This window comes from Nocardia sp. XZ_19_369 (assembly GCF_015355715.1).
In the GTDB taxonomy this organism is placed as follows: domain Bacteria; phylum Actinomycetota; class Actinomycetes; order Mycobacteriales; family Mycobacteriaceae; genus Nocardia.
Genome location: NZ_JACVED010000004.1, coordinates 168,793 through 193,492, shown reverse-complemented (window position 1 = coordinate 193,492; position 24,700 = coordinate 168,793). Strand labels below are relative to the sequence as shown.

The window sequence follows — 24,700 nt, the reverse complement described above, 5'->3', positions numbered from 1 at the left end:
ACCACATCGCACAAACCGTGCGGTGTGGTTCGTCGCTGAGTTGTCACGGCAGCGCTGTTATCGTCGATACTGTCCGCGCCGGGCGAGGGACCGCGCGCAGCAACCCGCGCCGACGAGGATGGTCTCTTGAAGTACGTTCCCCGCGTTGCCTTGTTCTTGGCGATCCCCGCCCTCTTGTTCGTGGTCCCGTGGTGGACCCTGGTCGGCGCCCCCACTGAGGGCACCGGCCCACTGTTCTGGGTCGGCTCGGGGATTTTCCTGCTCGCCTTCGCGTGCCTGCCCGCGGCGATGTTCCTCGGGCACGGGCCCGCACAGTCCGATGCCGCGTCCATAGTCGGCGACACGCTGCTCGGTGTGGCGTGGGTGGCGTTCAGCTGGTCGGTGATCGGCAACGTCGCGGGATTGGTGCTGCCCTTGGCGGGCGTGCACGATCCGGACCGCTCGCGCATCGTCGCGGTGGGCGTGCTCGCGGCGGCGACCGCCCTGGTCGTGTGGGGAATCATCGAGGCGCGAAGGGTGCCCCGGGTACGCACCGTCGACGTGGGGATTCCCGGACTCGGGCGGGGTTTCGACGGACTTCGCCTCGTGGTCGTCACAGATACCCACTTCGCCGCACTGAACCGACTGCGCTGGTCGGAAAAGGTGGTCGACGTCGTCAATGCGCAGCGCCCCGATATCGCCTGTCACGCGGGCGATCTCGCGGACGGCTCGGTCGCGAAGCGGCACCCGCAGGTCGACCCGCTCGGCAAGGTCGACGCCCCGCTGGGCCGGTTCTACATCACCGGCAACCACGAGTACTTCGGCGACGCGCAGGGCTGGATCGACCACATGACCTCGATCGGCTGGCAACCGCTGCACAACCAGCACCAGACGGTGACCCGCGGCGGCGACGAGCTGGTCATCGCAGGCATCGACGACCCGACCGGCGTCACGCTGCCCGGGCACGGACCCGACCTGCCCACCGCGCTCGCCGGTGCGGACCCGCGGCTGCCGGTGGTGCTGCTGGCCCACCAGCCCAAGCAGATCACCGCCAGCGCGGCCGCGGGCGTCGCGCTGCAAATCTCCGGCCACACCCACGGCGGCCAGATCTGGCCGTTCCACTACCTGGTCCGCCTCGACCAGCCCGTGGTCGCGGGCCTGAGTCGGCACGGCGCGAACACCCAGCTCTACACCAGCCGGGGCACCGGATTCTGGGGTCCGCAGCTGCGGGTTTTCGCGCCGAGTGAGATCACCGTCCTGGTGCTGCGTTCGGTGCCCGCGCGCACATAGCGCAACGGCCGCCGGTCAGCGAATGGCCCGGAAACCGAGCCAGGATCGGTTCGGCGGCCTAAACTCCTGCTCCACTGCACTCGCGCGGCACTTCCGCCGAGTTGAGTTGCGGGCTATGGCGTTTCAGGAGGCAAGTATGGGCAGGTGGCTACGCACGCTCACCGCGGCCGGGGTGCTGGTGCTGACCGTCGGGGCATGCGGTACGCCGCCGTCGGAGCAGGGCAAGTCCGGTGAGCCGGGGGCCGAGGACTTCAAAGCGTGCATGGTGTCGGACTCCGGTGGGTTCGACGACAAGTCGTTCAACCAGACCTCCTACAAGGGCATCACCGACGCCGTCGCCGAGCTCGGCATCAGCAAGGCGCAGCTGGAGTCCCGGTCGGACAACGACTATCCGACCAACGTCAACACCATGGTCCGGCAGAAGTGCGGCGTCATCGTCACCGTCGGCTTCAAGCTCGGCGACGTGACCTACGCCGCGGCCAAGGACAACCCGGACGTCGACTTCGCGATCGTGGACTACGCCTACACCGACACCCAGAAGAATCCGCCGCTGCCCAACCTGCGCGGCCTGATCTTCAACGCCGCACAGCCGTCGTTCCTGGCCGGCTACCTGGCCGCGGGGATGACCAAGACCAACAAGGTCGGCACCTTCGGCGGGATCAACATCCCCACCGTCGCGATCTTCATGGACGGCTTCGCCGAGGGCGTCGCGTACTACAACCAGCGCAAGGGCAAGCAGGTCCAACTGCTCGGCTGGGATCCGGCGACCCAGCAGGGCGTGATCACCAATACCTTCGAGGACAAGAACGTCGGCAAGACCAAGGCCAACGATCTGATCAGCCAGGGCGCCGACATCATTCTCCCGGTGGCCGGCCCGGCCGGTCTCGGCGCGCTCGAGGCCGTGCACTCCTCCGGCGGCAAGGTCAACGCGGTCTGGGTGGACACCGACGGCTGTGTCAGCGCCGCCGAGTACTGCTCCTCGCTGCTGACCAGCGTGCAGAAGTCGATGGACGTCGCGGTGCAGACGGCGGTGACCGATGCCTATCGCAACAAGTTCGACAACACGCCCTATGTCGGCACGCTGTCGAACAAGGGTGTCAGCCTGGCGCCGTATCACCAGTTCGACGCCACCATCCCGGCCGAGCTGAAGAGCGAAATCGAGGCGCTGACCACCGATATCGCCAGCGGAAAGATCACCCTCGCGTCCAAGGCGCAGCCCGCGGTCAAGTAGGACGCGGCCGGCCATGCGACTCGAATTACGCGGTCTGACCAAACGATTCGGCACATTCCTCGCGAACGACCACATCGATCTGACGGTCGCGCCGGGGGAAATCCATTGCCTGCTCGGGGAGAACGGCGCGGGCAAGAGCACCTTGATGAACATGCTCTACGGCCTGTTGCAGCCGGACGAGGGTGAGATCCTGTTGAACGGCAGCGCCATCCGCTGCCACTCCCCGCGCGACGCGATCGCCGCGGGCATCGGCATGGTGCATCAGCACTTCATGCTGGTTCCGGTGTTCACCGTCGCGGAGAACATCATCCTCGGCCGCGAGCCGGTCAAGGGCTTCGCCGCGCTCGATCGCGAGGCCGCCCGGCGCCGGGTGCGCGAGCTGTCGCAGCGATACGGGCTGCCGGTCGACCCCGACGCGCTGGTCGCGGACCTCTCGGTGGGCGAGCAGCAGCGCGTGGAGATCCTCAAGGCGCTTGCCAACGATGTCGAAGTGCTCATCCTGGACGAGCCGACCGCCGTGCTCACCCCGCAGGAGATCGAGGAGCTCATCGAGGTGCTGCGCGGGATCGCGGCGAGCGGCACCTCGATCATCTTCATCTCGCACAAGCTCAAAGAGGTCACCCGGATCGCCGACCGGATCACCGTGATCCGGCGCGGCGCGGTGATCGACACCGTCGCACCGACCACCGCGGAGAGCGATCTCGCGGAGTTGATGGTCGGCCGCTCCGTCGAACTCGTGGTCGCCAAGACGCCCGCGAAACCGGTGGGCGCCACCCTCGTCGTCACCGATCTGACCGTCGTCGACATGGCGGGAGCCGTGGTGGTCGACGACGTCTCGTTCCGGGTTGACGGTGGCGAAATCGTCGGCATCGCCGGGGTGGTGGGCAACGGGCAGTCGGAACTGGTCAACGCACTGCTCGGTCTGCGGACACCGGTGCGCGGCGAGGTCACCGTCGGCGGCTGGGAAGTGGTCGGGCGGACACCGCGGCAGCATTTGCAGGCGGGCATGGGCTATGTGCCCGAGGACCGCGCGCACGACGGCTTCATCGGCACGTTCAGTGTCGCGGAGAATCTGGTCCTCGATCTGATCGACCTGCCCGAGTTCTCCCGGCACGGCGTGCTGTCGTTGAGCGCGGTGAAACGCAATGCCGCCAAGCGGATCGAGGAATTCGATATCCGTACCCGGTCGGCGGCCGATCCGATGAGCGCGCTGTCCGGCGGCAACCAGCAGAAGGTGGTGCTCGCCCGGGAGATGTCGCGGCCGCTCGAGGTGCTGATCGCCGGTCAGCCCACCAGGGGGCTCGATGTCGGCTCCATCGAGTTCGTGCACAAACGCATTGTCCGGGAACGGGATCAGGGCACGGCGGTGCTCATCGTCTCCACCGAGCTGGACGAGATCTACGCGTTGTGCGATCGGATCATCGTCATGTATCAGGGGCGCATCGTCGACATCGTCGGTCCCGACACCCCGCGCGATCAGCTGGGGTTGATGATGGCCGGTGCGCTACCGGGGAGGGATCGATGAAGGACCGGGCCTGGGTGCGGGAACTGGTGGTCAGCGCGCTCGCGGTGCTGCTGGCGCTGGTCGTCGGCGCGCTGCTGATCATCGTCAGCAACCCCGACGTGACGTCGGCGTTCGGGTACTTCTTCGCCCGCCCGATGGATGCCGTGTCGGAGGCGGCGAACGCGGTCGGCGACACCTACCGGGCGCTGTTCCTCGGCGCGTTCGGCGGACGTCAGCAGCTCGCCGAAACCCTCGTCGCCGCAACGCCGTTGATCTGCACCGGGCTCGCGGTGACGCTGGCCTTCCGGACCGGCCTGTTCAATATCGGCGGGCAGGGACAGCTGATCGCCGGCGCGCTCTGCGCAGGCTGGGTCGGTTTCGCGCTCCATCTGCCGCCGGTGGTGCACGTACTGGTCGCGCTGCTCGCCGGCGTCGCGGGCGGCGCGGTGTGGGGCGGGATCATCGGACTGCTGAAGGCGCGCACCGGCGCGCACGAGGTCATCACCACGATCATGTTCAATTACGTGGCGCTCTACGGGCTGACCTGGCTGCTCACCACCTCGGCGTTCCAACGTCCGGGCCGCAACGAGCCGATCAGCCCCGTCGTCGACCACAACGCGCAGCTCGCCCAATTCGGCGGCACCCGGCTGCATCTCGGCTTGCTGATCGCGCTGCTGGCGGCGGTCCTGGTCTGGTGGCTGCTGGCGCGCTCGACGCTCGGCTTCCGCTTGCGCGCCGTCGGCGCCAACCCGGACGCCGCGCGCACCGCGGGCATGGACATCGGCCGCGCCTACGTGCTGGCCATGCTGCTCGCCGGTGGCCTGGCCGGGCTGGCGGGCGCGCAGCAGGTACTCGGCACCGACCTGCCGCTGACCGACGGTATCGCGGGATCGTTCGGCTTCGACGGCATCACCGTCGCCCTGCTCGGGCGCGGCAGCCCGATCGGAACCGTCTTCGCTGCATTGCTTTTCGGCGCGCTGAATTCCGGCGGCAACGAGATGCAGGCGGCGACGGGCACCCCGCTGACCCTGGTGACCGTGCTGCAAGCCGTGATCGTCGCGCTGGTCGCCGCGCCCGCACTGGTGCGCGCGGTGTTCCGGATCCGCGCCGAACGCGCGGATGTCGTGCTGGCGAAAGGGTGGAACTGATGACCACCACCACCGATCCCGCCGCGCCCGTGCTGGAAGCACCCGAACATCGCCGCAGGCGGCTGCGGCTCGGCATCCTGTTGCTGGTGCTCGCCGTCGGGGCGGTCGCCTTGGCGGTGTTCACCAAGTCGGGCAATGTCGACTTCCGGCTGTCGGCGCCGGACGGTTCCGGGCCCGGCGATCTGCGGGTGCCCGCCAAACCGGCGGCGCTGGTGCTCTCGCTGCTCGCGCTGGCGATCGCGGTCGCGCACGTGTGGCGCGGGCTGACGGGCAAGTGGGCGGGTGCGGCGTTCGCGCTGTTCGGTTTCGCGTTCGTGGTGACGTTCATCTGCTGGGCGGCCTCGGGCAAATTGTTCCCGCTGACCAATCAGATCCAAGGCACCCTCGCGCTGTCGACGCCGCTGATCCTCGGTGCGCTGGCCGGAGTGCTGTGCGAACGCGCGGGCATCATCAACCTCGCGCTCGAGGGGCAACTGCTCGCCGGTGCCTGTGCGGCGGCCATCGTGGCGACGGTCAGCGGCAGCTTCCTCGTCGGTGCTGTCGCGGCGATGATCGCAGGGGTGTTCCTCGCTTGGCTGCTCGCGGTGTTCTCGATCAAGTACCTGGTCAACCAGATCGTGCTCGGCGTGCTGCTGGTGGTGTTCGCGACCGGTATAACCGGCTTCCTGTTCGATCAACTCACCGGACTGTCGGACGGGTCGGCCCGCTTCAACAGCCCGGGCACCTTGCAGCCCATCGCGATTCCGGTGCTGTCCTCGATTCCGATCCTCGGCCCGACGGTGTTCCAGCAAACCGCGCTGGTCTACGCCATGGTCGTCTTGGTCGCGGTGGTGACCCTGGTGCTCTACCGGACCCGATGGGGCCTGCGGGTCCGGTCGGTCGGCGAGCATCCGCGCGCCGCCGCCACCGTCGGCATCAACGTGCTGCGCATCCGCTACGAGGCCGTGCTGGTGGCCGGTGCGATCGTCGGGCTCGGCGGCGCGTATTTCACCATCGGCTCGACCGGCGGCTTCTCCAAGGCGATGACGGCGGGCAACGGATTCATCGCGCTGGCCGCGGTGATCATGGGCCGCTGGCATCCGATCGGCGCGACCTGTGCGGCACTGTTTTTCGGCTTCACCAAAGCGCTGCAGGGTCAGCTCCAGGTGCTGGCGACGCCCATTCCGACCGAGGTGTTGCAGATGACGCCGTACCTGCTCACGGTGATCGCCGTGGCGGGCGCGGTGGGACAGGTCCGGCCGCCGAAGGCCGACGGCGAACCGTACGTCCCCGGTTGATCATCCGCCGAACAGCAGGTACAAACCGGTGAAGGTGTAGCCGACCATGGTCAGCATCAGCGCGAGCTGACCGGTGGCGCGATGCTCGGGTGGCAGCAGCCGCAGGCACCGGTCGTGCGCGGCGGCGACGCCGAGGATGTGGCCGGTCAGCACCGCGAGCACCTTCGTGGTGGCCAGCACCGTCGGATGGCCGGACAGCACGTACTCGACCTCGCGGTGCGCCAACCCTCCTATGTCCCAGCCTCGTTGGAACGGGTCGGCGAACAGCAACGCCGTCGCCTGACCCTTCTCCACCACGAAGGTCAGGTAGTGCGCGACGATGTATCCGGCGATGATCGGCGTGATGCTGTGGGCCAGCAGGCCGGGCAGCTTCGCGCGCTCGGCACGGGTGAGACCGCCCGTCGCCCGGGCGGCCACGGTGAAGACGATGCCGACGATCAGGATGACGGTCAGCAGGCCGACGCTGCGGACCAGCGTGGCGACGAGAACCGAACCGCCGCCGAGCGAGTCGACCAGGTTCCGCCAGCCGGGCATCGCCGAGAGGCTGTCGAAGGCGGTGGAGCCGAGCAGGGTCGCCGCGAGCGCCACCGCCCCGGGCAGCACCGGGGTGCCCGCGAGATTCTGCAGTGGAGACCGGAGCACGAGTTCGCCCGAAGCGCGGCGGCCGAACGGACTCAGCCGCGCCAGCAGGCTGCTGTACACCTCGAAGGGGTCGGCGCGCTCGGCCCACGCGGTCCCGAACACCACCAGTCCCGTGAGGGTGAGCACCGCATAACCGAACAGCCACCAGCCAACGGCTGCAACAGAACCCGGATCCTGCGAGGCCAGTTCGAGCCATACGAAAGCGAACAACCCGAACACCGCGGGCCAGTACCCCCACGACGTGGGGTATCGGCGCACACCGTCCTCCGGGCTACGCCGCAGCAGGAAGCACCCGAACCGGTGCAGCGCCCGCATCGGCGAGACGACTTTCCACACCGGACCGAGCACCAGCGACGCGAGCATCACGCCGACCCAGAGGTAGATGTAGAACACGCCCGGCACCGGATTGCGTTGCGGCGAAGCGGAACCGAACACCGTCACCAGCCCGACCACGACTGCGGCGGCGACACCGAGCACCGCGAGCACGGTGCGCAGCGCGTGGGAATCGATCACCGCACGCAGGGCGGACGGCACCAACAGTCCCGGCGTATCCGGCTCCAGCCGCGGCCGCCGCCAGGCCACCAGCAGGATCGCGAACGAGAACGTCAACGCCCACGCGGCGCCGATCAGCGCGTAGGTCAACGGAATCGGCAGATCGGCCGCGCCGTTGAGCCCGTGCGCCAGCGACCGGGTCACTGCCGGATCAGCAACGTGGTCACCGTCTTACCGGCGTGATGGAGTTCGACGTCGACCCGTCCCGGCACGGTGACGATGAAGCGGAACTCCTGCCCGGTTCTCGGTTCGACCGCGAAGCTCTGGCTCGGCTCCGAGTGGACGTGCAGTTCGTCGGCGGCGTCGCTGTCCACCGTCAGCACGATCGGCTGGTACTGCCTGGCCTCGGTTCTGGCGTTCGTCGGCGTGACCGACCCGCCCGCGATACGGACCGCGATGGTGACCTCCTGCGGCACGTCGACCGACTGGCTCGCCGCCGTGCGGGCCGCCGGTGTGTCCACCGTTGCCGTGCCACACGCGGTCACCATCGCCGACACAGCGAGGAACGCGGTGACTAAGCCGATCCGGCGTGGGTAAATCATGAATTCTTCTCCCGCTCAGGCGGATCGGGCACCGCAGCGTCGTCGGCCGACTGCCCGGCCTCGCGACGCTCGGCGCGCCGATCACGCACAGCTATCCCGAGGACCACCCCGACCACCGCCAGCGCGGGCACGAATGCCGGGATCGCCAGCAGCGCAGAGTGACCGGCGAGGATGTCGACGCCGTCTTCGTACCTCACCGGCGGACCGCCGTGGCCAGTCCCTGCGCCCGGACATCGTTGCGATAGGCGAGAACGATCCGCGCGGCGCCCCAGGCCAGCGCCCAGATGACCAGCAGCGAGCAGATCAGCACGATCAGCGAGGCCCCGGCGAGCAGCCACGAGGGGTGGTCGAAGGACCGTTCCCGCTGTAGCACCGTGATCTCGGCGACGAACGGGCGGTTGAACTCGTTCGACGCGGGCACGCCCGCGGCGTCGATGCCGCGGTCCTCCGGCATGTACACCGGCAGCGCGGTCAGCAAGGACCCGTCGTGCACGCGCAGCACGGTCTTCCAGTTGCCATAGGCCGGAACGGGTTTCGTGCTGACGTAGCGTCCGGGCTCGACCCGCTGCAGATGATCGACCACCAAGCCGCGGCCCGGGCTGTCGGAGCCGGTGCCACCTTGCCAGCCGAGAATCTGCACCCACTCCGGATCGTCGCCGACCAGATCCGTGGGCGTCAGCGTGACGTCCGCGGTGACCATCCGGCCACCCGGCGCGGGTGCGGCATCCTGCAATCGCACTGTCGCAGAAGCTTTTTCGGGGACATGGACCCGCAGGCCGTTCGCGGTGGCCGCGGCGGCGATCAAAACCGCGGCGACGACGAGGCCACGGCGCACCGAAGGCCGTGGCAGCGGTTCACCGCGCAGCACCATGCCGAGCAACGCGCCCAGGGCCCCACCCGCGATCCCGACCGGGACGGCCATCGCGAGCAGTTCCGGCCACATGCTCGTCGGCCACGGATCGACGAACATCCCTCCCACCCACAGTGATTCGAGCCAGAGCCCGACGGTCGCGGCGGCCAACCCGGTGACTGCGCCCCACCAGACGGGCTTGCGAATCAACGGCAGCAGCGCCATCAACTCCACCACCACCGCGACCCCGAGGTAGAGCGGGAAGACATTGTGCGGCGCACCGAGGATCGGGCCGACCAGCACCGCGACGACCCCGCGCACCAGGAAGGCGAACAACACCGCGACCACCGCACTACCCCGCCCCAGCGTGTATCGCGCCGAGACCAGGGCCACCGTGCTCGCCGCGACGATCAGCATCGGCTGGAACACCAGGCGGAACTGTTCCACGCCGAAGTCGAATTCGACCTGGTACACCGACATCCCGATCAACAGCCCGCCGAAGGCGAACACCCGGAACACCCACAGCAGCCGCCCGTCCGACCGGTCCGGATCGGGACGGTCCAGGCGCCCTTCGAACTCCAGCAGCAGCACCGCGACCAGCGACAGTCCGGCGCCACCGATCAGCATGAGATGCGTTGGGCCCCAGAGGGTGACGTCCTGGCCGAACAACCGGTGCCAGATGTCGTCGAGCGGGAAGCCGATGAGGGCGTAGAGCCCGACCGCGGCCATCAGTACTCCGCCGACCGGTGCGTACCAGGTGCGGGTGATCCGGATGGCGGCCGGACCGGGCTTCTCGTCGAGCGGCAGAACCACTGCCAGCATGCCGGCGATGAACAGGAAGAACAGGCCGATCATGATGAAGTAGTGCGCCGGATTGGCCAGTGGCCCTTCGTCGCGGCCCTTGCCGATGTGCAGGCTCACATCCCAGATGAAGCCGAGCAGCGCGGTCAGGATGGTGGTGATGAACACCGCGAGCGGCAGCGCCACCCAGCCGGGGCGGTTGCCGAGTTGGCCAAGTCGGTCGGCCGCGTTCTCGAGCCAGGTGATGCGGCGGGTGCGATGGAGATAGGCCACCCAGAACAGGCCCGCCGCCACCAGCATCGCCGATCCGGTCAACACGATGACCTGATCCAATGCGGCACCGCCGCCTTCGGAACCCTTTGCCAGCACCGCGAACTCAGGCCTCATCGCGCCCAACTCTCTGTAACTCGAATTCTCCCTTAACGGCGAATGCCCACGGAAGGCCGAGGTATGCAGCCGATTACGCATCGCGGGCCAGGTCTGGGACAGTCACAGCGCGCGCGTGCCCGAAATGGGGTGAGTTCCCGAGTTTGTCGATCTTGGTGGCAAACTGGGCGGTCCGGCAGCAAGTAATCAGCATCCAATAAATGGACAAATCGGGCAAAACTCTTAAGTGCGGACAAACCCGAAACTGTCGTGACACGTCATCGGCAAGTGCGTTGCCGAGTGTCGCTGTGTTGCCATCGATTCACCAATCTACTGGCTATACTCCTCGAGCGCAGACCCCGGCTTCCTCGATCGTGTGCGAGCTGAGTCCGTGGACGGCAGGCTTCTCCCACGTCAGCTCATTTCGAAAAGGCTCTGCGCAACTTCAGGAATGGCGTCGCACTCGTGTTAGTTGTGCGCGAAGAACGGCTCGTGCGAGTAACCAGATGATGTCTGTGGCCATTGACAAGATCATGTCGATAAAGATCAAAAACCTTGCCACGCAGGGAGGTTCGGATGTGTATGCTATCGATTCATCACTTCCCCCATCATGAGGTGGGGGTATGGGCGAGGGCGGTGTCGGTGTGGACGTGAATAGGCTCCAGATACGGCGCGCAGCCATTGCCGCAGTCGCTCTGGGTGTGCTGGCCCTCGGTATTACCGGGCTGATCGATCGACTGTTGCTCGGCACCTTCATCTGTGCCGGGCTCGCGGTCGGTTGGTTGAATGCCCAACTCACCCTGTGGGCGATCACCCGCATTGCCAGTGCCGAGGCACCGAGCAAGCAGCGTTTGGTAGGTTCTTCGGCGCTACGACTGCTCGGCATTACCGCCGTCGCCCTCCTGGTGGCTTTCCTCGCGCGACCCAATGGCGTCGGTATCTTCTTCGGCTTGGCGCTCTTTCAAGTCGCCCTGGTCTTCAACACCGTCCTGCCTGAATTGAAAGGGCTTCGCCAGACGCCATGACGATCCCAGCCATTTCGTTTGCCCAGGTCTCTTCGAGCATCACGCTGCTCGCCCAAGAGGCGCCCGCCGAGGAGCCGAAGATCCGGGTCGGCCATCACGCGGTCGCCCATGTCTTCGGCATCGCCTTCAACGTCGACACCATCGTGTCGACGTCGGTCGCCGCGGCCATCGTCCTCGGTCTCGCCTTCTACCTGCGGCTCAAGATCACCTCCGGGGTGCCGAACGGCGTGCAGCTGTTCTTCGAGGCCGTCACGGTGCAGATGCGCAATCAGGTGGAGAGCGCGATCGGCATGAAGGTCGCGCCGTTCGCCTTGCCGCTCGCGGTCACCCTGTTCGTCTATATCCTGCTGTCGAATTGGCTTTCGGTGCTGCCGGTACAGGTCGGCGACGGTGAGTTGCTCGCACCGCCTGCCGCGGACGTCAATTTCGTCTACGCACTCGCCCTGTTCGTATTCATCGCCTACCAGTCCGCGGGCATCGCGCGGCGCGGCCCGTTCGGGCACGTGAAGCAGATACTCAAGGGACACACCGGCTGGGGCCCGATGGTGTTCATCAACATCATCGAAGAGATCGCCAAGCCACTGTCGCTGTCTCTGCGATTGTTCGGAAACATGTTCGCCGGCGGCGTGATGCTCTCTGTGATCACGCTGTTCCCCTTCTGGATCAGCTGGGGCCCCAATGCCGTATGGAAGCTGTTCGACTTGTTCGTCGGCGCCATTCAAGCATTCATCTTCGCGCTGCTGACTGTCCTGTACTTCAGCCAGTCGATGTCATTGGAAGACGAACACCACTGATCGGCGAGTGCCGATCGAGTCCACATCCGAGAATAGGAAGTAGAAAATGGCAGACCCAACCACCGCGTCCATCATCCAGGGCGCCCTTATCGGCGGCGGCATCATCATGGCAGGCGGTGCCATCGGCGCAGGCATCGGTGACGGCCTCGCGGGCGCGGCGCTGATCAATGGCGTCACCCGTCAGCCGGAGGCCGAGGGTCGGTTGCGCGGCATCTTCTTCCTGACCGTCGGTCTGGTCGAGGCGGCGTACTTCATCAATCTAGCCTTCATGGCCCTTTTCGTATTCGCGACTCCCGGCAAGTAACCGGGCATGTCTCCCAGAACCGATGTGGTGGCCGAGGGGAACTTCCTTATCCCCAACGGCACCTTCTTCGTCGAGTTACTGATCTTCCTGATCGTGCTCGGGGTCATCTGGTTCTTCGTGGTTCCGCCGATCCGCAAGGTGCTGGAGGAACGCGAAGAGCGGACCGCAGAGACCATGGCGACGACCAAAGAGGCGCGGCAATTGTTCGCCGAGGCCGAAGCCAAGCATCGAGCGGAACTGGAGAAAGCGCGGTCGGAAGCGGCCGCTATCCGGAGCAAGGCACGTGCCGAGGGCCGGGGAATTCTCGAGGAGATGCGCGGCCAGGCCCAACAGGAAGCCAACGCGATTGTCGCGGAGGCCGAGGCGCAATTGCGGGCCCAGGCTGATCAGGTCGCCGCGGAGTTGCGCGAAACAGTCGAACCACTCGCGCGGTCACTGGCCAACCGAGTGGTCGGCGTCGATGATCGGCGGGCAGGCACGAGCCGAGGCCAGCAGACAGGACGGGCGTCGTCATGACTCCTAGTAGCGACATCCTTGCCGAGGGCATCTACCAGATCCATTTCGAATGGCAGGTTTTCGTCAGCCAGCTGTTCGGCTTCGCGGTCATCGTCTGGGTCATCGTGAAATACGTTGCGCCACCGGTGAAACGGATGATGGCCAAGGCGCAGGGCGAGATCCAGAAGCAGATCGAGGAGAACCAGCAGGCGGCCGACCGGCTCGTCAAGGCCAAGCAGGTCTACGACGAGGGGCTGGCCGAGGCGAAAGCCGAACTCGCGCAACTGCTCGAGGACGCGCAAGCCGACGCCGAGGACATCGTCGTCAAGATGCGCGAGACGGCAGCCGCCGAGGTGGAACGGGTGCGCAAGCAGGGCCGCGACCAGATCGAGCTCATGCGCAGGCAGCTGATCCGCGACCTCAAGGCCGACTTCTCGCAGCAGGTGCTGATGCACACCAGCGACAGCGTGCGCGATCAGGTCCAGTCGCCACAGATCAAGTCGGACGCCGTCGAGCGGTTCCTCGACGACCTCGAGACGATGGCGAACACCGGATCATCCGGCCGGGCGCACACGCAGTCCCAGTGGAACTGAGCGGCACTCGGCAAGCCGACGCGAATCGACTGTGCCCGTTAGGATGACGTTCGCCTGATCGTGGGCAGCAGAGTTCTCGAGCGGAGTCGTCGATGTCGGAGACAACCAGCGAAGCAACGGCGGCCGTGGACGCGGTGCCGAGCCTGTACGAATGGGCCGGCGGCACCGCGGCTTTCGAGAAACTCACCGAGGTGTTCTATCGGGAAGTGCTGCGCGACGAGCTGGTCGGCCCGCTGTTCCGCGGCATGGATCCCGGACACCCGAAGTACGTCGCGATGTGGCTGGCCGAGGTCTTCGGCGGACCGGACAGCTACAGCACCGAACGCGGCGGCTACGCGCACATGGTCCGGCAACACCTCGGCAAGGCGATCAGCGAGCCGCAGCGCCGCCGCTGGGTGAACCTGCTGATGGACGCCGCCGACGAGGTCGGGTTGCCCGACGACCCGGAATTCCGCGCCGCCTTCGCCTCCTACATCGAGTGGGGCACCCGGCTGGCGCACGCCAATTCCCAGCCCGACGCCGCGCCACCGCTGGAAGCGCCTATGCCGCACTGGGGTTGGGGCGTCGCGCCGCCGTACCGGCCGTGACCTAGCTGAAGTAATCCTTGAACAGGATCTCGCTGATCCTGGTCACGGTTTCCCGGCCGACCTGGTAGCCGTCGTCGACCACCTGGGTGTTGTTCATGATCGCCACGGTGAATCGCTCACGCGGACCGACGAATCCCACCGAGTTCATCAGCCACGAACCGTCGTCGTTGTCGTCGGCCCAGCCGTTCTTGTTGCCCGGCAACGCCTTATCGCCCGCGCCCCAGACGCCCCACCGCTGGTTGGTGTCCAACGAATCCCCGCCGTCGACCGAGCGCAGCTCGCCGACCAGGTAGTCGCGGTGCCGGGCGGGCAGCTTCTCCAGGACGAAGTCGATGAGGTGCTCGAGGTCGTTGGCGGTGGCCAGGATCCACCCCCAGGAGTCCGGATGCTGATCCGCGAACTTTATGCCCGCCATGCCGAATGAACGGAATCTCGGCGCGAACACCTGCTCCCCGCCGTAGCGGTCCCACAGCGTGGTCGCCGCGTCGTTGTCGCTGGCATGCAGCATCCGGTGCATCAGCTCGCGGTCCTCGGCGGTCAGCGTGACCGAGCCGAGGTCGTCGCGCAGCAGCAGATCCACCGCCATCGCCAGCTTCGGGGTGGAGCACGCCCACATCGGCGTCGCCGCATCGGCATTGCGCCACACCGCGCCGGTGCGCCGGTCGCGCACCACGATGCCGGTGAACCCGGGACGGCTCTTCGCGTACGCCTCGGCCTGCGCGATGCGCGCCTGGAACGCGGGATCGAAATCGGGCGACGGACCGATCGCCGCGCGCGCCGGTCCTTCGGGCACCGGGTTCGCGCGAGCTGCGCCACGCGGCTCGTGCATCAGGGCGGCGGCGACCAGCGAGCCGGCCACCAGCAGACCGGACAGCACCACCGGAAACCTCGACTTCCGCATGAACGCCCTCGTTTCGCAGTGTCGTCAGACGGAAAACGCAGGTCAACGGTGGTGCTCGACGTTCGCCCATCTTGACAAGCCGAGCACAGCCGAGCAACCCGACACTCGGCAGCGGCGGCAATTCGCGCCGTCACGTCGGTGCCCCCGACAGTGGGGGCACCAACTTTGTGGTATCCCAGGTCGCCGGAAACTCGGTAACAAGCCTAAGGAGTAGCCCGATGTCCAGTTAGTCGTCGCAGGCGCGCGGAGGGAGGACCGCGTTCGCGCTTCGGGCAACCGGAGCGACTGCGGGGACAACGCCACAACTCCATCCCGACCACACCGATTCCGGGGGTTCAATGAACGTCAAGTCATGGGCTTTTGCCGCACTGGCCGCGAGTGTCGTGCTCGGCGCCAGCGGCTGCGACACGAGCTCGGCACCGCAGGCGACCAGGACGCCGATCCCGTCGGCGGTTCCGTCGGCGCCCGCCGGGCCCAGCAACGCACCGGCCCCCGAGCAGCCGGGCGACACCGGTAAGCCCGGCGATCCGCCGCAGGCGCAACCGAATCCGCAGACCACCAAGGAAACGCCGCCCGCCGGCGTGCCGGTCGATCGGCAAGAACCCGCGCCTGCCCCGCCGCCGCCACCGGCGAACCAGCCACCCAACGGCAGTGGCAACGGCTTGTGCTTCGACTCGAATTCCCAGCTGGCCCGCAATGCGGTGGGCCGGCTGGCGCCGAACGCGGGCGGATACCCGTGGGTCATCCTGGAGGCCAGCAACGACCCGATCGCGGCGGGCTGCGCCGGTGTCCTGTCCTGGATGCTGGTGAACTGGAACGGTAGCCATCCCGGCTACCACGTCTTGTTCTTCACCAACGGCACGTACCTGGGCACCGCCACGTCCAAGTACTACGGCTACACCACGGTGCTCGGCAAGACCAAGAACACGGTCTCGGTGCAGTACCGCTGGGTGAAGCCGGAAGACGCGCTGTGCTGCCCGTCCGGCGGACCCACCGTCGTGACCTACACCTTGAACGGCACCACCGTGACGGCGCAGGGACAGTTCCCGCCGGACCCGGACAAGTAGGCCAGTAGTACGAAAAGGCCTCTGCACCTTCAGGATCGAAGGTGCAGAGGCCTTTTCTGTTAGACGATTGCCGACGGTCGGGTCAGCGTCCGATCAATGCGGCGACCGCTTTGGGAGCGGCCAGCCATTCACGGATATTGTTGCGTATCAGCGTTAATCGCCGACAGTCGCAGTAGGCGGTGACACCGTCGGCGTCGATACCTTCGGCACGGCACAGCGCGACAGCTCGTGGCACATGCCGGTACTGGGTGACGATTATCGCGCGATCGATGCCGAACAGCCGCTTGGCACGCTCGCAGGTGGCGCGGGTCGACAAGCCCTCGCCGTCGGCGCGCACGAGCGCCGGATCGACACCGTGGTCGACGAGATACTGTGTCATCGAAGCGATTTCGTCGCCCGAGGTCCCGGCGGCATCACCGGACACCAGGATCTCGCGGACCTTGCCCGCTTGCAGCAGCTCGATCGCGACATCGAGCCGCCCGCGCAGGTAGGCCATCGGCGCACCGTCCGGGCCGACCTTCGCACCCGGCACGATCACCACCGGAGCCGTAGGCGCCGCGTCAGGGGCGAACCGGTGGCCGGAGGAGACCAGCCACAGCCGGACATTCGCGCCGACCACGATCAGCAGCAGCCCCGCCGCCATGGCGACGGTCGCTCGCAGCAACCTGCGAACCCATCGCCGCCTGCGCTTGCCATCGGGCCGCGGCTTCCTGTCGTCTACCACGGCAACCTCTTCCAGTCGGTCCGACAGTGCACGTGCCGACAACGCCTGCGGCACTGGGTTGCCGGCCGCGACAATCGTAGGTGAGGCGGCCTGTCGGTCACCGCAGACGGCCGCGTGCCACCGTGAATTCAGCGCACCGTGGCTTGCGCGCGAGGCGGTGGCGGACTGCTACTTCGGGTTCGCTACCGGTTGTGCCGCAACGCCTTCCGCGTCTCCGGGCTCGTCCGGCTCCATCTGCTCGACCGGCATATCCGGCCCGACCGGCACACCCGACTCGCCCCCTACGACCGAGGCGACCGGCTTCTCCGCGCGGGACCGCGTGATCGCCACACCGGACAGACACAGCAAACCGCCGAGAACCGCCAGCGGCCCGGGGACTTCGTCGAGCGCGATCCATGCCATGAGTACCACCAGGGCCGGCACCGCATAGGTGGTCACGCCCATCTTCCCCGCCGTGGTGCGCGACAGCGCGTAAGCCCACGTGGTGAACGCCAAAGCGGTCGGAAACACGCCCAGATACACCACACTCAACGTCGCGGAAAGCGGCGCAGCGGCAACCTCACTGACCAACTGACCCGAGAACGGCAAGCAAGCGACCGTACCGATGACACACCCTCCGGTGGTCACCTGCAACGCCGACGCATGGGCGAGCGCGGGTTTCTGCGCGACCACCGCCACCGCCCACGCCGCCGCGGCGGTGATACACAGCACCACGCCGAGCGCAGCCGCACTACCACCACCCGAGTTCGACAGCCCGACCACCACCGCGCCCGCGAAAGCCACCGCGATACCGGCCATCAGCCGCGCCGGAAACCCCTCCCGCAGCACCAGTCCGCTCAGCACCGCGATCATGACCGGCCCGATATTGATCACCATCGCCGCGGTACCCGCGTCGACGTACTGCTCACCCCAGTTCAGCGCCACCATGTACACCCCGAACCAGAGCACCCCGGACACCAGAATGCCGCGCCAGGCGGCCCGCGCAGGCATCCCCTCCCCCGTGGCGATAAGGATCAGCACCAGCGCGACGGCCCCGGTCGCCAACCGGCCCAAAGCCAGTGCGCCCGGCGAAAAGTCTTCTCCCGCAGCGCGAATGAACACGAAGGCCGAGGCCCACAGCACCACGGTGACCGCGGCCGCGAGTACCGCTTTCCGATCGCTGGATCGAACGACTTGCTCCATTTACCGAACGCTAGATCACTGGCCGCGCGAACTCACGCGGTTTTCGGACGTCGCGCATCACGCGATGCGGGCGCTGGCGAGGTCGCCGTCGAGCAGGGCGGCGCCGAGGGTGGTCACCTCGTGGCGCATGGCATTGCGGTGCCGCCAGCTCTCGACGAGCCCGGCTTCGCGCAGGATCGACGCGTGTTCGCTGGCCGTCGCCGGTGAAACACCCAGTCGGCGAGCGAGTTCGGTGGTACTGCACCCTTCCGCGATCACCTGCAGGGCGGCGGCTCTGGTCCGGCCGAGCAGGGCGGTCAGCGCCTCGTTGGGCGCGCGCGGACCCCAGACGGCCGCGAAGTCGCCGATGTCGCGCAGCACCGGGACGATCACCGTCATCGGTGCGTCCTTGTCCACCAACGAGTACAGCGTGAGCGGTTCCGGCCAGGCGAACATGGAGGGGATGATGATCAGCCCGCGGCCGTCGAGATGCTCGTCGTGGCAGGGGGTGGTCCTGTGCACTTCGAGCACGGGCGCGCGCCAGCTCACGTAGGGGTGCAGTCCGGCGAACAACCGCTCGACGCCCTCGGTCGCGAGGGTGCGCGCCATCCGTTCCGCCGCCACTTCCAGATAGGACTGGATGTGCGCCCAGCGGCCGGCGAACGCAACCGAGTGAAAGGCCTCGACGGCGTCGGCGACAGTGCGGCGCGCGGTGCCGTCTCGGTCGGCCAGCTCCGCCGTCCACGAGGGCAGCGGCCGTTGCCCCTTCCCCGCGCGGCGGCGGAGCACGCTCTCCACTTCCATCCGGAGTTCGTCGCGCGAGGCCAGGTGCAATGCTTCGATTCCCGCGGACATCGTGCGGGCCCCTCGGGTGGGCGTGATCAGATCGAGAAACGAATCGTCGGCGGGCAGAATATCGGTGAGCACACCGAAGTTGGCCGGGATCGCGCCGCGTATCTGGCTGCGCCAGCCCGCGAATCCGGCGACGTTGCGGCGCTGCACCACTCGGCTGGCCAGCATTGTCTCCGCGATGGCGCCGAGCGGGGCGCCGATGCGCACCCGCATCAGATCGTCCGGCGTGCAGATGATCCGTTTCATTCGCGGCTACCTCGCCGCCATCCGGCCGAGCCGTCGCAGGCCGCGCCCGCTCCCGCGCTGCGCACCATGTCCACCCGATACCGCACCACGGCACCTCCGATCACCAGGAACCCCGCCACCGTACCGCGACGAGCGGATCCAGCCGCACCAAAAGCTCCTCGGCGTTCGGCGGGAGCAGCGACTCCTTCGCTACCGGCTCGTCCCGGCGCGCCGATCTCGATTGCCACCACTGCCGTCCGCGTTGCCACTCGGCCAGCACGCTGTCGGTCATCCGTGCCACCGCCAGCGCGACACCACCCGCACCCGGCACCGCTACGTCTTTCACCATCTCGAACTCCTCGTTGTCGCTGTTCAGCAGCCTAGGAACGAGCAGGTGGCGCGGTCACCATGATTCGGCCCAGGCCGAAACACCAAGCGAACCTGCGCTGTTCGGGCGAGGCGATCAGCCGTCGTCGGCGACACTCGAACTCGTGACGATCGACTACACCGCGCAGGTGCAGGCCTGGCTCGCGCCGCGCGCCGACGAGATGGCCGAACTGCTGACCACCCTCGTCGCCCACGAGACGGAGAACCCGCCGGGTCGCGCCCTGCGCGGCTGTGCCCGTGCGCTGACCGACGCGATGGCTCGGTTAGGGCTCGCCGGCGAGATCATCGACGTACCAGCGGTGCAGGCGCAGGAGAACCCGTGCATCGTGCGGGCGACGGTCGGCACCGGCGCCAAAACCCTGTATTTCCATGGGCATTTCGATGTGGTCCCGGTCCAGGACCGCGCGCAGTTCACCGCCGTGCGAACGGACGGGCGGATCATCGGGCGCGGCACCTCCGACATGAAGGGCGGCATTGTCAGCATGCTGTACGGCGCCGCGGCCGCCGCGGAGCTCGGCCTGCTCGGCGACGGCAAGATCGTTGCGCACCTCGTCTGCGACGAGGAGACCGGCAGCGTCGCCGGGTCCGGTTTCCTGCGGCAGCACAGTCTGATCGATCCGGCCGCGGTCGCGATGCTCACCGCCGAGCCGAGCGCGGGCAAGATCTGGCACGCCGCGCGCGGTGCGGTGAGCCTGCGGGTCACCGTGCACGGGCGGGAAGCCCATGTCGGGCAGGCGGACTTCGGTATCAACTCGTTCCAGCACATGGTGCGGATCGCGGCGCCGCTGGAGAAGTACGTCCGCACCATGCTGGACCGGCACACCGCCTTCGCGATGGACGGCAACGACGCGCGCGGATCGATGGTCGTCGTGGGCGGGCTGTCCGGCGGCGGCTCGAACTTCAACGTGGTCCCCGGCACGACCTGGTTCACCATCGACAGCCGGTTCAACCCCGAGGAGGACCTCGAGGTCGAGCTGAAGAACCTGACCACGATCATCGAGACCGCGGGCGATGCACCAGGCCGCGGCCGTGTACGCCCTGTACGCACGGGAGATGCTGCGATGAACCGCTGACTCGAGGCCAGTCGTTCCCGCCCTCGGCGGGTAGCGCGGGCCATAGTGGTCATATGGGCGACAAGACAACGGTTGCGACCGTGCTCGAACCCCTGGCGCGGGCCGCGCTGGGGCCCCATTCGCCGGTGCGCTTCGAATTCTGGGACGGCAGCGCTGTCGAACCCTCGGGCGCGTGCGCCGGAACCATTCGCATCCGATCGAAAGACGCTGTGCGCCACATGGTCTGGGCGCCGGGCGAACTCGGTATCGGCCGCGCCTACGTGTCCGGCCTGGTGGACCTCGACGGGGACATCTTCGCGATTCTTCGAGCGCTGGCCTCGACCGCGCCGAGCGACGCCGCGCTGGGTCTCGGTGCGGCATGGCAGGCCATCGGTGCGGCGCGGCAGCTCGGCGCGCTGGGGCGGCGGCCGACGCCACCGCCCGAGGAGGTGCGTCCACTGCGCGGGCCGCTGCACACGAAACGCCGTGACGCGGCGGCGATCAGCCATCACTACGACGTCGGCAACGACTTCTATCGGCTGGTACTCGGGCCGAGCATGACCTACTCGTGCGCGCGATTCGCCGCGGCGGACGACGACGGTAGCGGTGGTGCGAACGCGAGCGTGTCGTTGGAAGACGCCCAGCGCGCGAAACACGATCTGATCTGCCGCAAACTCGGTTTACGGCCCGGGATGCGATTGCTCGATGTGGGGTGCGGCTGGGGTTCGATGGCGATCCACGCGGCGGCCACCTATGGCGTGCAGGTGGTCGGCGTGACGATCAGCAGTGCGCAGGTCGAGCTGGCGCGTGCGCGAGTGGCCGAGGCGGGGTTGGCCGCGGACGTCGAGATCCGGCTGGCCGACTATCGCGATCTGCGTGGCGAGGAGTTCGACGCCATCTCCTCGATCGGCATGTTCGAGCACGTCGGCACGAAGCGCGCCGCGGCGTACTTCGACACCCTGCGCGCGTTGCTCCGGCCCGAAGGCCGACTACTCAATCACGCGATCTCCTCTGCGGGCGGATCGGTGATGGGCAGAAACTCGTTCGTCGGCCGCTACGTCTTCCCGGACGGTGAGCTGGTCGATGTCGGCGAGGTCGCGTTGGCGATGCAGCGCGCGGGCTTCGAGGTACGCGATGTCGAAGCACTGCGCGAGCATTACGCGCTGACGTTGCGCGCCTGGGTAGCCAACCTGGAAAGCGCTTGGGACCAAGCGGTTTCGCTCACCAGTGCGGGGCGCGCCCGAATTTGGCGGCTTTATATGGCGGCATCGGCGTTGGGTTTCGAGGACGGCGGGCTCGGACTGCACCAGGTGCTCGGTGTGGTGCCGGATGCGCAGGGGCGCACCGGGATGCCGGGGACTCGGCGCGCCTGGGGCTGAGCGCCGAGTCCCGCGCACTCACGAGCGGGTACGCACCGGTTCGCCGCGGTACCTGGACTGTCCGCCGTTGATCCGCAGCAGCCGCCAGGTCAGCTTCGCCGCCGGGTTCATCAGGCCGATGTCCGCCGCGAGCATTCTGGCCTCGCCGAAGAAGTCGCGTCGGCGCGCGCGGGCTTCGGGGCTGCGCCAGAACAACTCCCGGCGAATGCTCAGCGGAATGTCGAACTCGCGGAACAGCGAGCGCGGCGGCTTCACGATCAGGTCGCAGGCGATGAACATGATGATCGGGTAGGCCAGCGACAGCGTGCCACGCTGCACGCGCCCCAGCTTCGGGACCCGGTGGCGCAGGTATTCGTGCGCGAAGGCGATGTGGCGGGCCTCCTCGGCGATGTGGATCCGCATCACGTCACGCATGATCGGGTGCACGTTCTGACCCGCGCGCAGCACCTGCTTCTGCACGTGGTCGATGGGCTCCTCGCCCGCGAGCACGGCGACGAAGAAGGTGGTCGGGAAGAACCGGCCGAGCAGCGGCACCAGCGGTCCGAGCACCTTCATGATCCGGCCCATGCCCGGCACGTCCGCACCGATCCGGTTCACCATCTCCTGGAACATCAGGGTGTGGTTGATCTCCTCGGCGACCTCGTGGTTGAGGTACCGGAATTCGGCCGATCCGTTGGGCACCACGGCGAACAGATAGTTCATCACGCCGCCGATCAGCACCTCTTCGAACTGCAGGCCGACCTTCGCGATGTTGGCCTGCCGCCACATGCCGATCTCGATCTTGCGCTGCTCGGGCAGCGCGAGATACCACGGGTGCGCGCCGAGCGGGTCGCTGTCCGGCGGCAGGATCCAGCGCGGATCGTTCGGGGTGACCGCCCACTCGGGGGCGTCCCAATCGATCTCGGTGTACGGATCGAAGTGCTTGTTCACCGAACCTTCGGAGAGCGTCGTCAGGATCCCCGCGTACGCACTGTGCGCCGCGGTCCGAGACGGCGCCGTTGCCGACTTTGTAGCCATGACGTCTACCTCATATCCAGTCGAGGTTAATGTGACACAGGTTAACCGTAACAGTCTGTCTCATACATTTCTAGACCGGAGCTGGGCGGCCGGAACGAGCAACGGGACACGGTGGCGGTAGCCCTGGGGCGTCCCGTCACCATGTCCCGTCGGTCATGGTTCAGTGGTTATGCGCAGTTACTCGGTGCGGGCCTGCCGTCGAAACGGCCGTCGAGCCAGTTGAGCATCGAGGGGAAGCCGAGGACGGCGGCGGTCAGATGGTCGGGGCTGGGAAAGATCTCCGACTCCACTCGCACGCCGGCGCGGCAGTACCGGTGCATCGTGTTCGCAATGGCATCCAGCGGGATGACATTGTCCTGCGGGGAATGCCACTCGAAGATCGGCGTCTCGGGCACACCGTCGTAGAGCTCCACACTGTTCTCGTCGGCCACCGCCCACGCCTTCGGGTCGTGCGCGAGGACAAGGTCTTTCGCGTATTCCGGCAGACTGTGGCCGACACCGCGGGCCAGCAGATCGTTGGTGCAGCTGTTCGCGATCGACCTGGCCGCCGCGAGCCCCTTCTCGTTCAACGCGCTGCTGATCGGGATCCGGTCTGGGTATTCCCGCTCCATCCCGAGCACGGCGGCCATGCCGAGACCGAACGCCGGGTGCTGGTTGTGCCCGATGGCCCAGCCCATCGTCGTCAGGTTCATCGGGACACCGCCCTCGGCGGCGCCGACGATGTTCAGCTCGGGCGCGTACTTCGGCGCCAGAGCGGCGGCCCAGGCGGTCGCCATGCCGCCGCCGGAGTAGCCCGACAGCGCCACCGGGCTCTTGCCGAGGGTGAGTTGCGGCAGCCGCTGCGCGGCGCGGATGCCGTCGAGGGTGATCTGGCCGCCCAATTTCGCTGCGCCGTAAGCACTGTTCGGACCCAGGTGGTCGGGCAGCGCGACGGACCAGCCGCGCAGCAGCGCGACGTTCAACATCGGCGCGAACGGGACGATGAAGTTCGGGTCGTTGGCGTAGAGCGAGTGCGAGATCGCGCACTGGGTGCCGAGGCCGTTGATGATGTGCTGGAAGGACAGCAGCGGCGCGTCCGCCCGGTGCCCGATCGGGGTCACCACCGTGGTGGTCGCCGCGATCGGCTTGCCGAGGGAGTTGGTCGAGCGGAACTTGATCAGGGTGACCGAGGCGCCGGGGAAGAAGAACAGCGGCGGCATCGGACGGGCGTCCAGCACGTCGCCGGGGGCCTTGGCGGCGATGTCGGCCGGGGCGGCGTAGAACGGATCCGGGTCCGGAATCGGATAGATCGGCTGGGCGTTGGCGGTGCCGGTGCCCGCGGCGGCCATGACCGCGCTGATCGTCAGCGCACCGAGGGCCGCGAGAATCGGTCTCAGTTTCGGGCCACCGGTTGCCTGCCGAAAAAGTCGTCTACCCACTGGGTTGTACCTCCACTGCATCGCGATAATTTTCAGGTGTCCGGCGAACTGCATTTCACGGGCGCGAAACGACAATAGTCATCGGCTCGCTTCTTGTCGCGGGCGAGCCGGGGTGGAAGTGTCGCAGATTACATGCCCGCTCTTACATCCGATTACAGTTGTGCTCACAGTGCCTCGCCCGCAATGGCGATCGGGTCGCAGCCAGCGGGAATGAGCGTGCTGGCCAGGCGATTTGGCCAGCATAGTGGCCCATGGGTGCGCCGGCGCAAATGGAACGCCCCGCCTTTCAGGGCGACTTAAAAGCGCGTTCAGTTTTCCTTGAATGGTTTTCCTGTGTTTACCGTCCATTACCCGAACATCGCACACTCTTGCTTTGTTCAGCCTGCCGCTGTCATTCGTCCTGCGTAATGACGGCGACCGTATCGGTCTATCCGTGCGCACGCCGATGCAAAGAATTCATGTGCACCTGACAAGCTGCTCCGTCGGAATTCATGGCGATGGGTGACATGCGCGTCCGCGGAGCCCGCACCCGCCGCT

25 protein-coding genes are annotated in these 24,700 nt (G+C 67.3%); 14 read left to right on the top strand and 11 right to left on the bottom strand.

Annotation, left to right across the window (positions count from 1 at the left end):
* The first annotated feature begins 126 nt into the window (after positions 1 to 126).
* The 5 genes from IBX18_RS16230 to IBX18_RS16210 all read left to right on the top strand — a co-directional run bounded on the left by IBX18_RS16230 (position 127) and on the right by IBX18_RS16210 (position 6,429).
* The gene (locus IBX18_RS16230) at positions 127 to 1,269 is read left to right on the top strand and encodes a metallophosphoesterase (RefSeq protein WP_194834491.1); all 1,143 of its coding nucleotides are present in this window, start codon (positions 127 to 129) and stop codon (positions 1,267 to 1,269) included.
* 136 nt (positions 1,270 to 1,405) lie between these two features.
* Positions 1,406 to 2,500, top strand: coding sequence for a BMP family protein (locus IBX18_RS16225; protein WP_194834490.1), 1,095 nt, complete (start codon positions 1,406 to 1,408; stop codon positions 2,498 to 2,500).
* A gap of 13 nt (positions 2,501 to 2,513) precedes the next feature.
* Positions 2,514 to 4,025 carry an ABC transporter ATP-binding protein gene (locus IBX18_RS16220; RefSeq protein ID WP_194834489.1) on the top strand — a complete coding sequence of 504 codons (1,512 nt, stop codon included), beginning with the start codon at positions 2,514 to 2,516 and terminating at the stop codon, positions 4,023 to 4,025.
* Positions 4,022 to 5,152: an ABC transporter permease gene (locus tag IBX18_RS16215; RefSeq protein ID WP_107658658.1), complete on the top strand. Its 1,131-nt coding sequence runs from the start codon at positions 4,022 to 4,024 to the stop codon at positions 5,150 to 5,152. Before IBX18_RS16220 ends, IBX18_RS16215 begins: the two co-directional genes overlap by 4 nt.
* Positions 5,152 to 6,429 (top strand): ABC transporter permease, encoded by a 1,278-nt coding sequence (locus IBX18_RS16210; protein ID WP_194834488.1) that lies wholly within the window; start codon positions 5,152 to 5,154, stop codon positions 6,427 to 6,429. Before IBX18_RS16215 ends, IBX18_RS16210 begins: the two co-directional genes overlap by 1 nt.
* Here the strand turns inward: IBX18_RS16210 and IBX18_RS16205 are convergent, their stop codons facing one another.
* The 4 genes from IBX18_RS16205 to IBX18_RS16190 are packed head-to-tail and all read right to left on the bottom strand — an operon-like array spanning position 6,430 to position 10,203.
* A complete protein-coding gene (locus tag IBX18_RS16205) occupies positions 6,430 to 7,767 on the bottom strand; it encodes a hypothetical protein (protein WP_194834487.1) in 1,338 nt (445 codons plus the stop codon). It abuts the gene before it with no gap.
* Complete coding sequence (locus IBX18_RS16200; protein WP_194834486.1) at positions 7,764 to 8,165, bottom strand: hypothetical protein; 402 nt, start codon at positions 8,163 to 8,165, stop codon at positions 7,764 to 7,766. Before IBX18_RS16200 ends, IBX18_RS16205 begins: the two co-directional genes overlap by 4 nt.
* Positions 8,162 to 8,362, bottom strand: a complete 201-nt coding sequence (locus IBX18_RS16195) for a hypothetical protein (RefSeq protein ID WP_194834485.1) — start codon at positions 8,360 to 8,362, stop codon at positions 8,162 to 8,164. Before IBX18_RS16195 ends, IBX18_RS16200 begins: the two co-directional genes overlap by 4 nt.
* The gene (locus IBX18_RS16190; protein ID WP_194834484.1) at positions 8,359 to 10,203 is read right to left on the bottom strand and encodes a hypothetical protein; all 1,845 of its coding nucleotides are present in this window, start codon (positions 10,201 to 10,203) and stop codon (positions 8,359 to 8,361) included. The genes IBX18_RS16195 and IBX18_RS16190 overlap by 4 nt, the downstream gene beginning before the upstream one ends.
* A 602-nt stretch (positions 10,204 to 10,805) precedes the next feature.
* On the opposite strand from IBX18_RS16190, the gene IBX18_RS16185 reads away from it, so the two are divergent.
* The 6 genes from IBX18_RS16185 (at position 10,806) to IBX18_RS16160 (ending at position 13,980) form a co-directional block, all read left to right on the top strand.
* Positions 10,806 to 11,207, top strand: a complete 402-nt coding sequence (locus IBX18_RS16185; protein WP_194834483.1) for a hypothetical protein — start codon at positions 10,806 to 10,808, stop codon at positions 11,205 to 11,207.
* Entirely contained in the window at positions 11,204 to 12,001 is a 798-nt protein-coding gene (atpB, locus tag IBX18_RS16180; RefSeq protein ID WP_228541255.1) for a F0F1 ATP synthase subunit A, read from the top strand. The genes IBX18_RS16185 and atpB overlap by 4 nt, the downstream gene beginning before the upstream one ends.
* Positions 12,002 to 12,047: 46 nt before the next feature.
* Positions 12,048 to 12,305 carry a F0F1 ATP synthase subunit C gene (locus tag IBX18_RS16175; RefSeq protein WP_040742384.1) on the top strand — a complete coding sequence of 86 codons (258 nt, stop codon included), beginning with the start codon at positions 12,048 to 12,050 and terminating at the stop codon, positions 12,303 to 12,305.
* 6 nt (positions 12,306 to 12,311) lie between these two features.
* Entirely contained in the window at positions 12,312 to 12,821 is a 510-nt protein-coding gene (locus IBX18_RS16170) for a F0F1 ATP synthase subunit B (RefSeq protein ID WP_194834482.1), read from the top strand.
* A complete protein-coding gene (locus IBX18_RS16165; protein ID WP_194834481.1) occupies positions 12,818 to 13,393 on the top strand; it encodes a hypothetical protein in 576 nt (191 codons plus the stop codon). The genes IBX18_RS16170 and IBX18_RS16165 overlap by 4 nt, the downstream gene beginning before the upstream one ends.
* 92 nt (positions 13,394 to 13,485) lie before the next feature.
* The gene (locus IBX18_RS16160; protein ID WP_194834480.1) at positions 13,486 to 13,980 is read left to right on the top strand and encodes a group II truncated hemoglobin; all 495 of its coding nucleotides are present in this window, start codon (positions 13,486 to 13,488) and stop codon (positions 13,978 to 13,980) included.
* A gap of 1 nt (position 13,981) precedes the next feature.
* Here the strand turns inward: IBX18_RS16160 and IBX18_RS16155 are convergent, their stop codons facing one another.
* Positions 13,982 to 14,881: a serine hydrolase gene (locus IBX18_RS16155; RefSeq protein ID WP_194834479.1), complete on the bottom strand. Its 900-nt coding sequence runs from the start codon at positions 14,879 to 14,881 to the stop codon at positions 13,982 to 13,984.
* 338 nt (positions 14,882 to 15,219) lie between these two features.
* Here IBX18_RS16155 and IBX18_RS42080 point away from each other — a divergent pair, with 338 nt between their 5' ends.
* Positions 15,220 to 15,948, top strand: a complete 729-nt coding sequence (locus tag IBX18_RS42080; RefSeq protein WP_228541254.1) for an LppP/LprE family lipoprotein — start codon at positions 15,220 to 15,222, stop codon at positions 15,946 to 15,948.
* 82 nt (positions 15,949 to 16,030) lie between these two features.
* On the opposite strand, the gene IBX18_RS16145 is transcribed toward IBX18_RS42080, so the two are convergent.
* The 4 genes from IBX18_RS16145 to IBX18_RS16130 form a co-directional block, all read right to left on the bottom strand.
* On the bottom strand, positions 16,031 to 16,672 hold the full coding sequence (locus IBX18_RS16145) for a vancomycin high temperature exclusion protein (protein ID WP_373889193.1): 642 nt from the start codon (positions 16,670 to 16,672) through the stop codon (positions 16,031 to 16,033).
* A 168-nt stretch (positions 16,673 to 16,840) separates the two neighbouring features.
* Positions 16,841 to 17,854, bottom strand: a complete 1,014-nt coding sequence (locus IBX18_RS16140) for a DMT family transporter (RefSeq protein ID WP_194834478.1) — start codon at positions 17,852 to 17,854, stop codon at positions 16,841 to 16,843.
* A 57-nt stretch (positions 17,855 to 17,911) separates the two neighbouring features.
* Positions 17,912 to 18,931, bottom strand: coding sequence for a helix-turn-helix transcriptional regulator (locus tag IBX18_RS16135; RefSeq protein ID WP_194834477.1), 1,020 nt, complete (start codon positions 18,929 to 18,931; stop codon positions 17,912 to 17,914).
* 100 nt (positions 18,932 to 19,031) lie between these two features.
* Positions 19,032 to 19,259, bottom strand: coding sequence for a hypothetical protein (locus IBX18_RS16130; protein ID WP_194834476.1), 228 nt, complete (start codon positions 19,257 to 19,259; stop codon positions 19,032 to 19,034).
* Positions 19,260 to 19,401: 142 nt separating this feature from the next.
* On the opposite strand from IBX18_RS16130, the gene IBX18_RS16125 reads away from it, so the two are divergent.
* The gene (locus IBX18_RS16125) at positions 19,402 to 20,370 is read left to right on the top strand and encodes a M20/M25/M40 family metallo-hydrolase (protein ID WP_194834475.1); all 969 of its coding nucleotides are present in this window, start codon (positions 19,402 to 19,404) and stop codon (positions 20,368 to 20,370) included.
* A gap of 53 nt (positions 20,371 to 20,423) precedes the next feature.
* On the top strand, positions 20,424 to 21,728 hold the full coding sequence (locus IBX18_RS16120; RefSeq protein ID WP_194834474.1) for a cyclopropane-fatty-acyl-phospholipid synthase family protein: 1,305 nt from the start codon (positions 20,424 to 20,426) through the stop codon (positions 21,726 to 21,728).
* Positions 21,729 to 21,746: 18 nt separating this feature from the next.
* On the opposite strand, the gene IBX18_RS16115 is transcribed toward IBX18_RS16120, so the two are convergent.
* Together IBX18_RS16115 and IBX18_RS16110 are read right to left on the bottom strand one after the other, a co-directional pair.
* A complete protein-coding gene (locus tag IBX18_RS16115) occupies positions 21,747 to 22,745 on the bottom strand; it encodes a diiron oxygenase (RefSeq protein ID WP_194834473.1) in 999 nt (332 codons plus the stop codon).
* Positions 22,746 to 22,912: 167 nt separating this feature from the next.
* A complete protein-coding gene (locus IBX18_RS16110) occupies positions 22,913 to 24,073 on the bottom strand; it encodes a lipase family protein (protein WP_228541315.1) in 1,161 nt (386 codons plus the stop codon).
* Positions 24,074 to 24,700: the final 627 nt, after the last annotated feature.

Excerpts from the sequence above, each read along its gene's own strand:
- IBX18_RS16185 (WP_194834483.1), top strand. The coding sequence starts at position 10,806 with ATGGGCGAGGGCGGTGTCGGTGTGGACGTGAATAGGCTCCAGATACGG.
- IBX18_RS16135 (WP_194834477.1), bottom strand. The coding sequence starts at position 18,931 with ATGAAACGGATCATCTGCACGCCGGACGATCTGATGCGGGTGCGCATC.
- IBX18_RS16190 (WP_194834484.1), bottom strand. The coding sequence starts at position 10,203 with ATGAGGCCTGAGTTCGCGGTGCTGGCAAAGGGTTCCGAAGGCGGCGGT.
- IBX18_RS16210 (WP_194834488.1), top strand. The coding sequence starts at position 5,152 with ATGACCACCACCACCGATCCCGCCGCGCCCGTGCTGGAAGCACCCGAA.
- IBX18_RS16175 (WP_040742384.1), top strand. The coding sequence starts at position 12,048 with ATGGCAGACCCAACCACCGCGTCCATCATCCAGGGCGCCCTTATCGGC.
- atpB (WP_228541255.1), top strand. The coding sequence starts at position 11,204 with ATGACGATCCCAGCCATTTCGTTTGCCCAGGTCTCTTCGAGCATCACG.
- IBX18_RS16160 (WP_194834480.1), top strand. The coding sequence starts at position 13,486 with ATGTCGGAGACAACCAGCGAAGCAACGGCGGCCGTGGACGCGGTGCCG.
- IBX18_RS16200 (WP_194834486.1), bottom strand. The coding sequence starts at position 8,165 with ATGATTTACCCACGCCGGATCGGCTTAGTCACCGCGTTCCTCGCTGTG.
- IBX18_RS16225 (WP_194834490.1), top strand. The coding sequence starts at position 1,406 with ATGGGCAGGTGGCTACGCACGCTCACCGCGGCCGGGGTGCTGGTGCTG.
- IBX18_RS16165 (WP_194834481.1), top strand. The coding sequence starts at position 12,818 with ATGACTCCTAGTAGCGACATCCTTGCCGAGGGCATCTACCAGATCCAT.
- IBX18_RS16215 (WP_107658658.1), top strand. The coding sequence starts at position 4,022 with ATGAAGGACCGGGCCTGGGTGCGGGAACTGGTGGTCAGCGCGCTCGCG.
- IBX18_RS16140 (WP_194834478.1), bottom strand. The coding sequence starts at position 17,854 with ATGGAGCAAGTCGTTCGATCCAGCGATCGGAAAGCGGTACTCGCGGCC.
- IBX18_RS16110 (WP_228541315.1), bottom strand. The coding sequence starts at position 24,073 with ATGGCCGCCGCGGGCACCGGCACCGCCAACGCCCAGCCGATCTATCCG.
- IBX18_RS16155 (WP_194834479.1), bottom strand. The coding sequence starts at position 14,881 with ATGCGGAAGTCGAGGTTTCCGGTGGTGCTGTCCGGTCTGCTGGTGGCC.
- IBX18_RS16220 (WP_194834489.1), top strand. The coding sequence starts at position 2,514 with ATGCGACTCGAATTACGCGGTCTGACCAAACGATTCGGCACATTCCTC.
- IBX18_RS16130 (WP_194834476.1), bottom strand. The coding sequence starts at position 19,259 with ATGGTGAAAGACGTAGCGGTGCCGGGTGCGGGTGGTGTCGCGCTGGCG.
- IBX18_RS42080 (WP_228541254.1), top strand. The coding sequence starts at position 15,220 with ATGAACGTCAAGTCATGGGCTTTTGCCGCACTGGCCGCGAGTGTCGTG.
- IBX18_RS16115 (WP_194834473.1), bottom strand. The coding sequence starts at position 22,745 with ATGGCTACAAAGTCGGCAACGGCGCCGTCTCGGACCGCGGCGCACAGT.
- IBX18_RS16120 (WP_194834474.1), top strand. The coding sequence starts at position 20,424 with ATGGGCGACAAGACAACGGTTGCGACCGTGCTCGAACCCCTGGCGCGG.
- IBX18_RS16170 (WP_194834482.1), top strand. The coding sequence starts at position 12,312 with ATGTCTCCCAGAACCGATGTGGTGGCCGAGGGGAACTTCCTTATCCCC.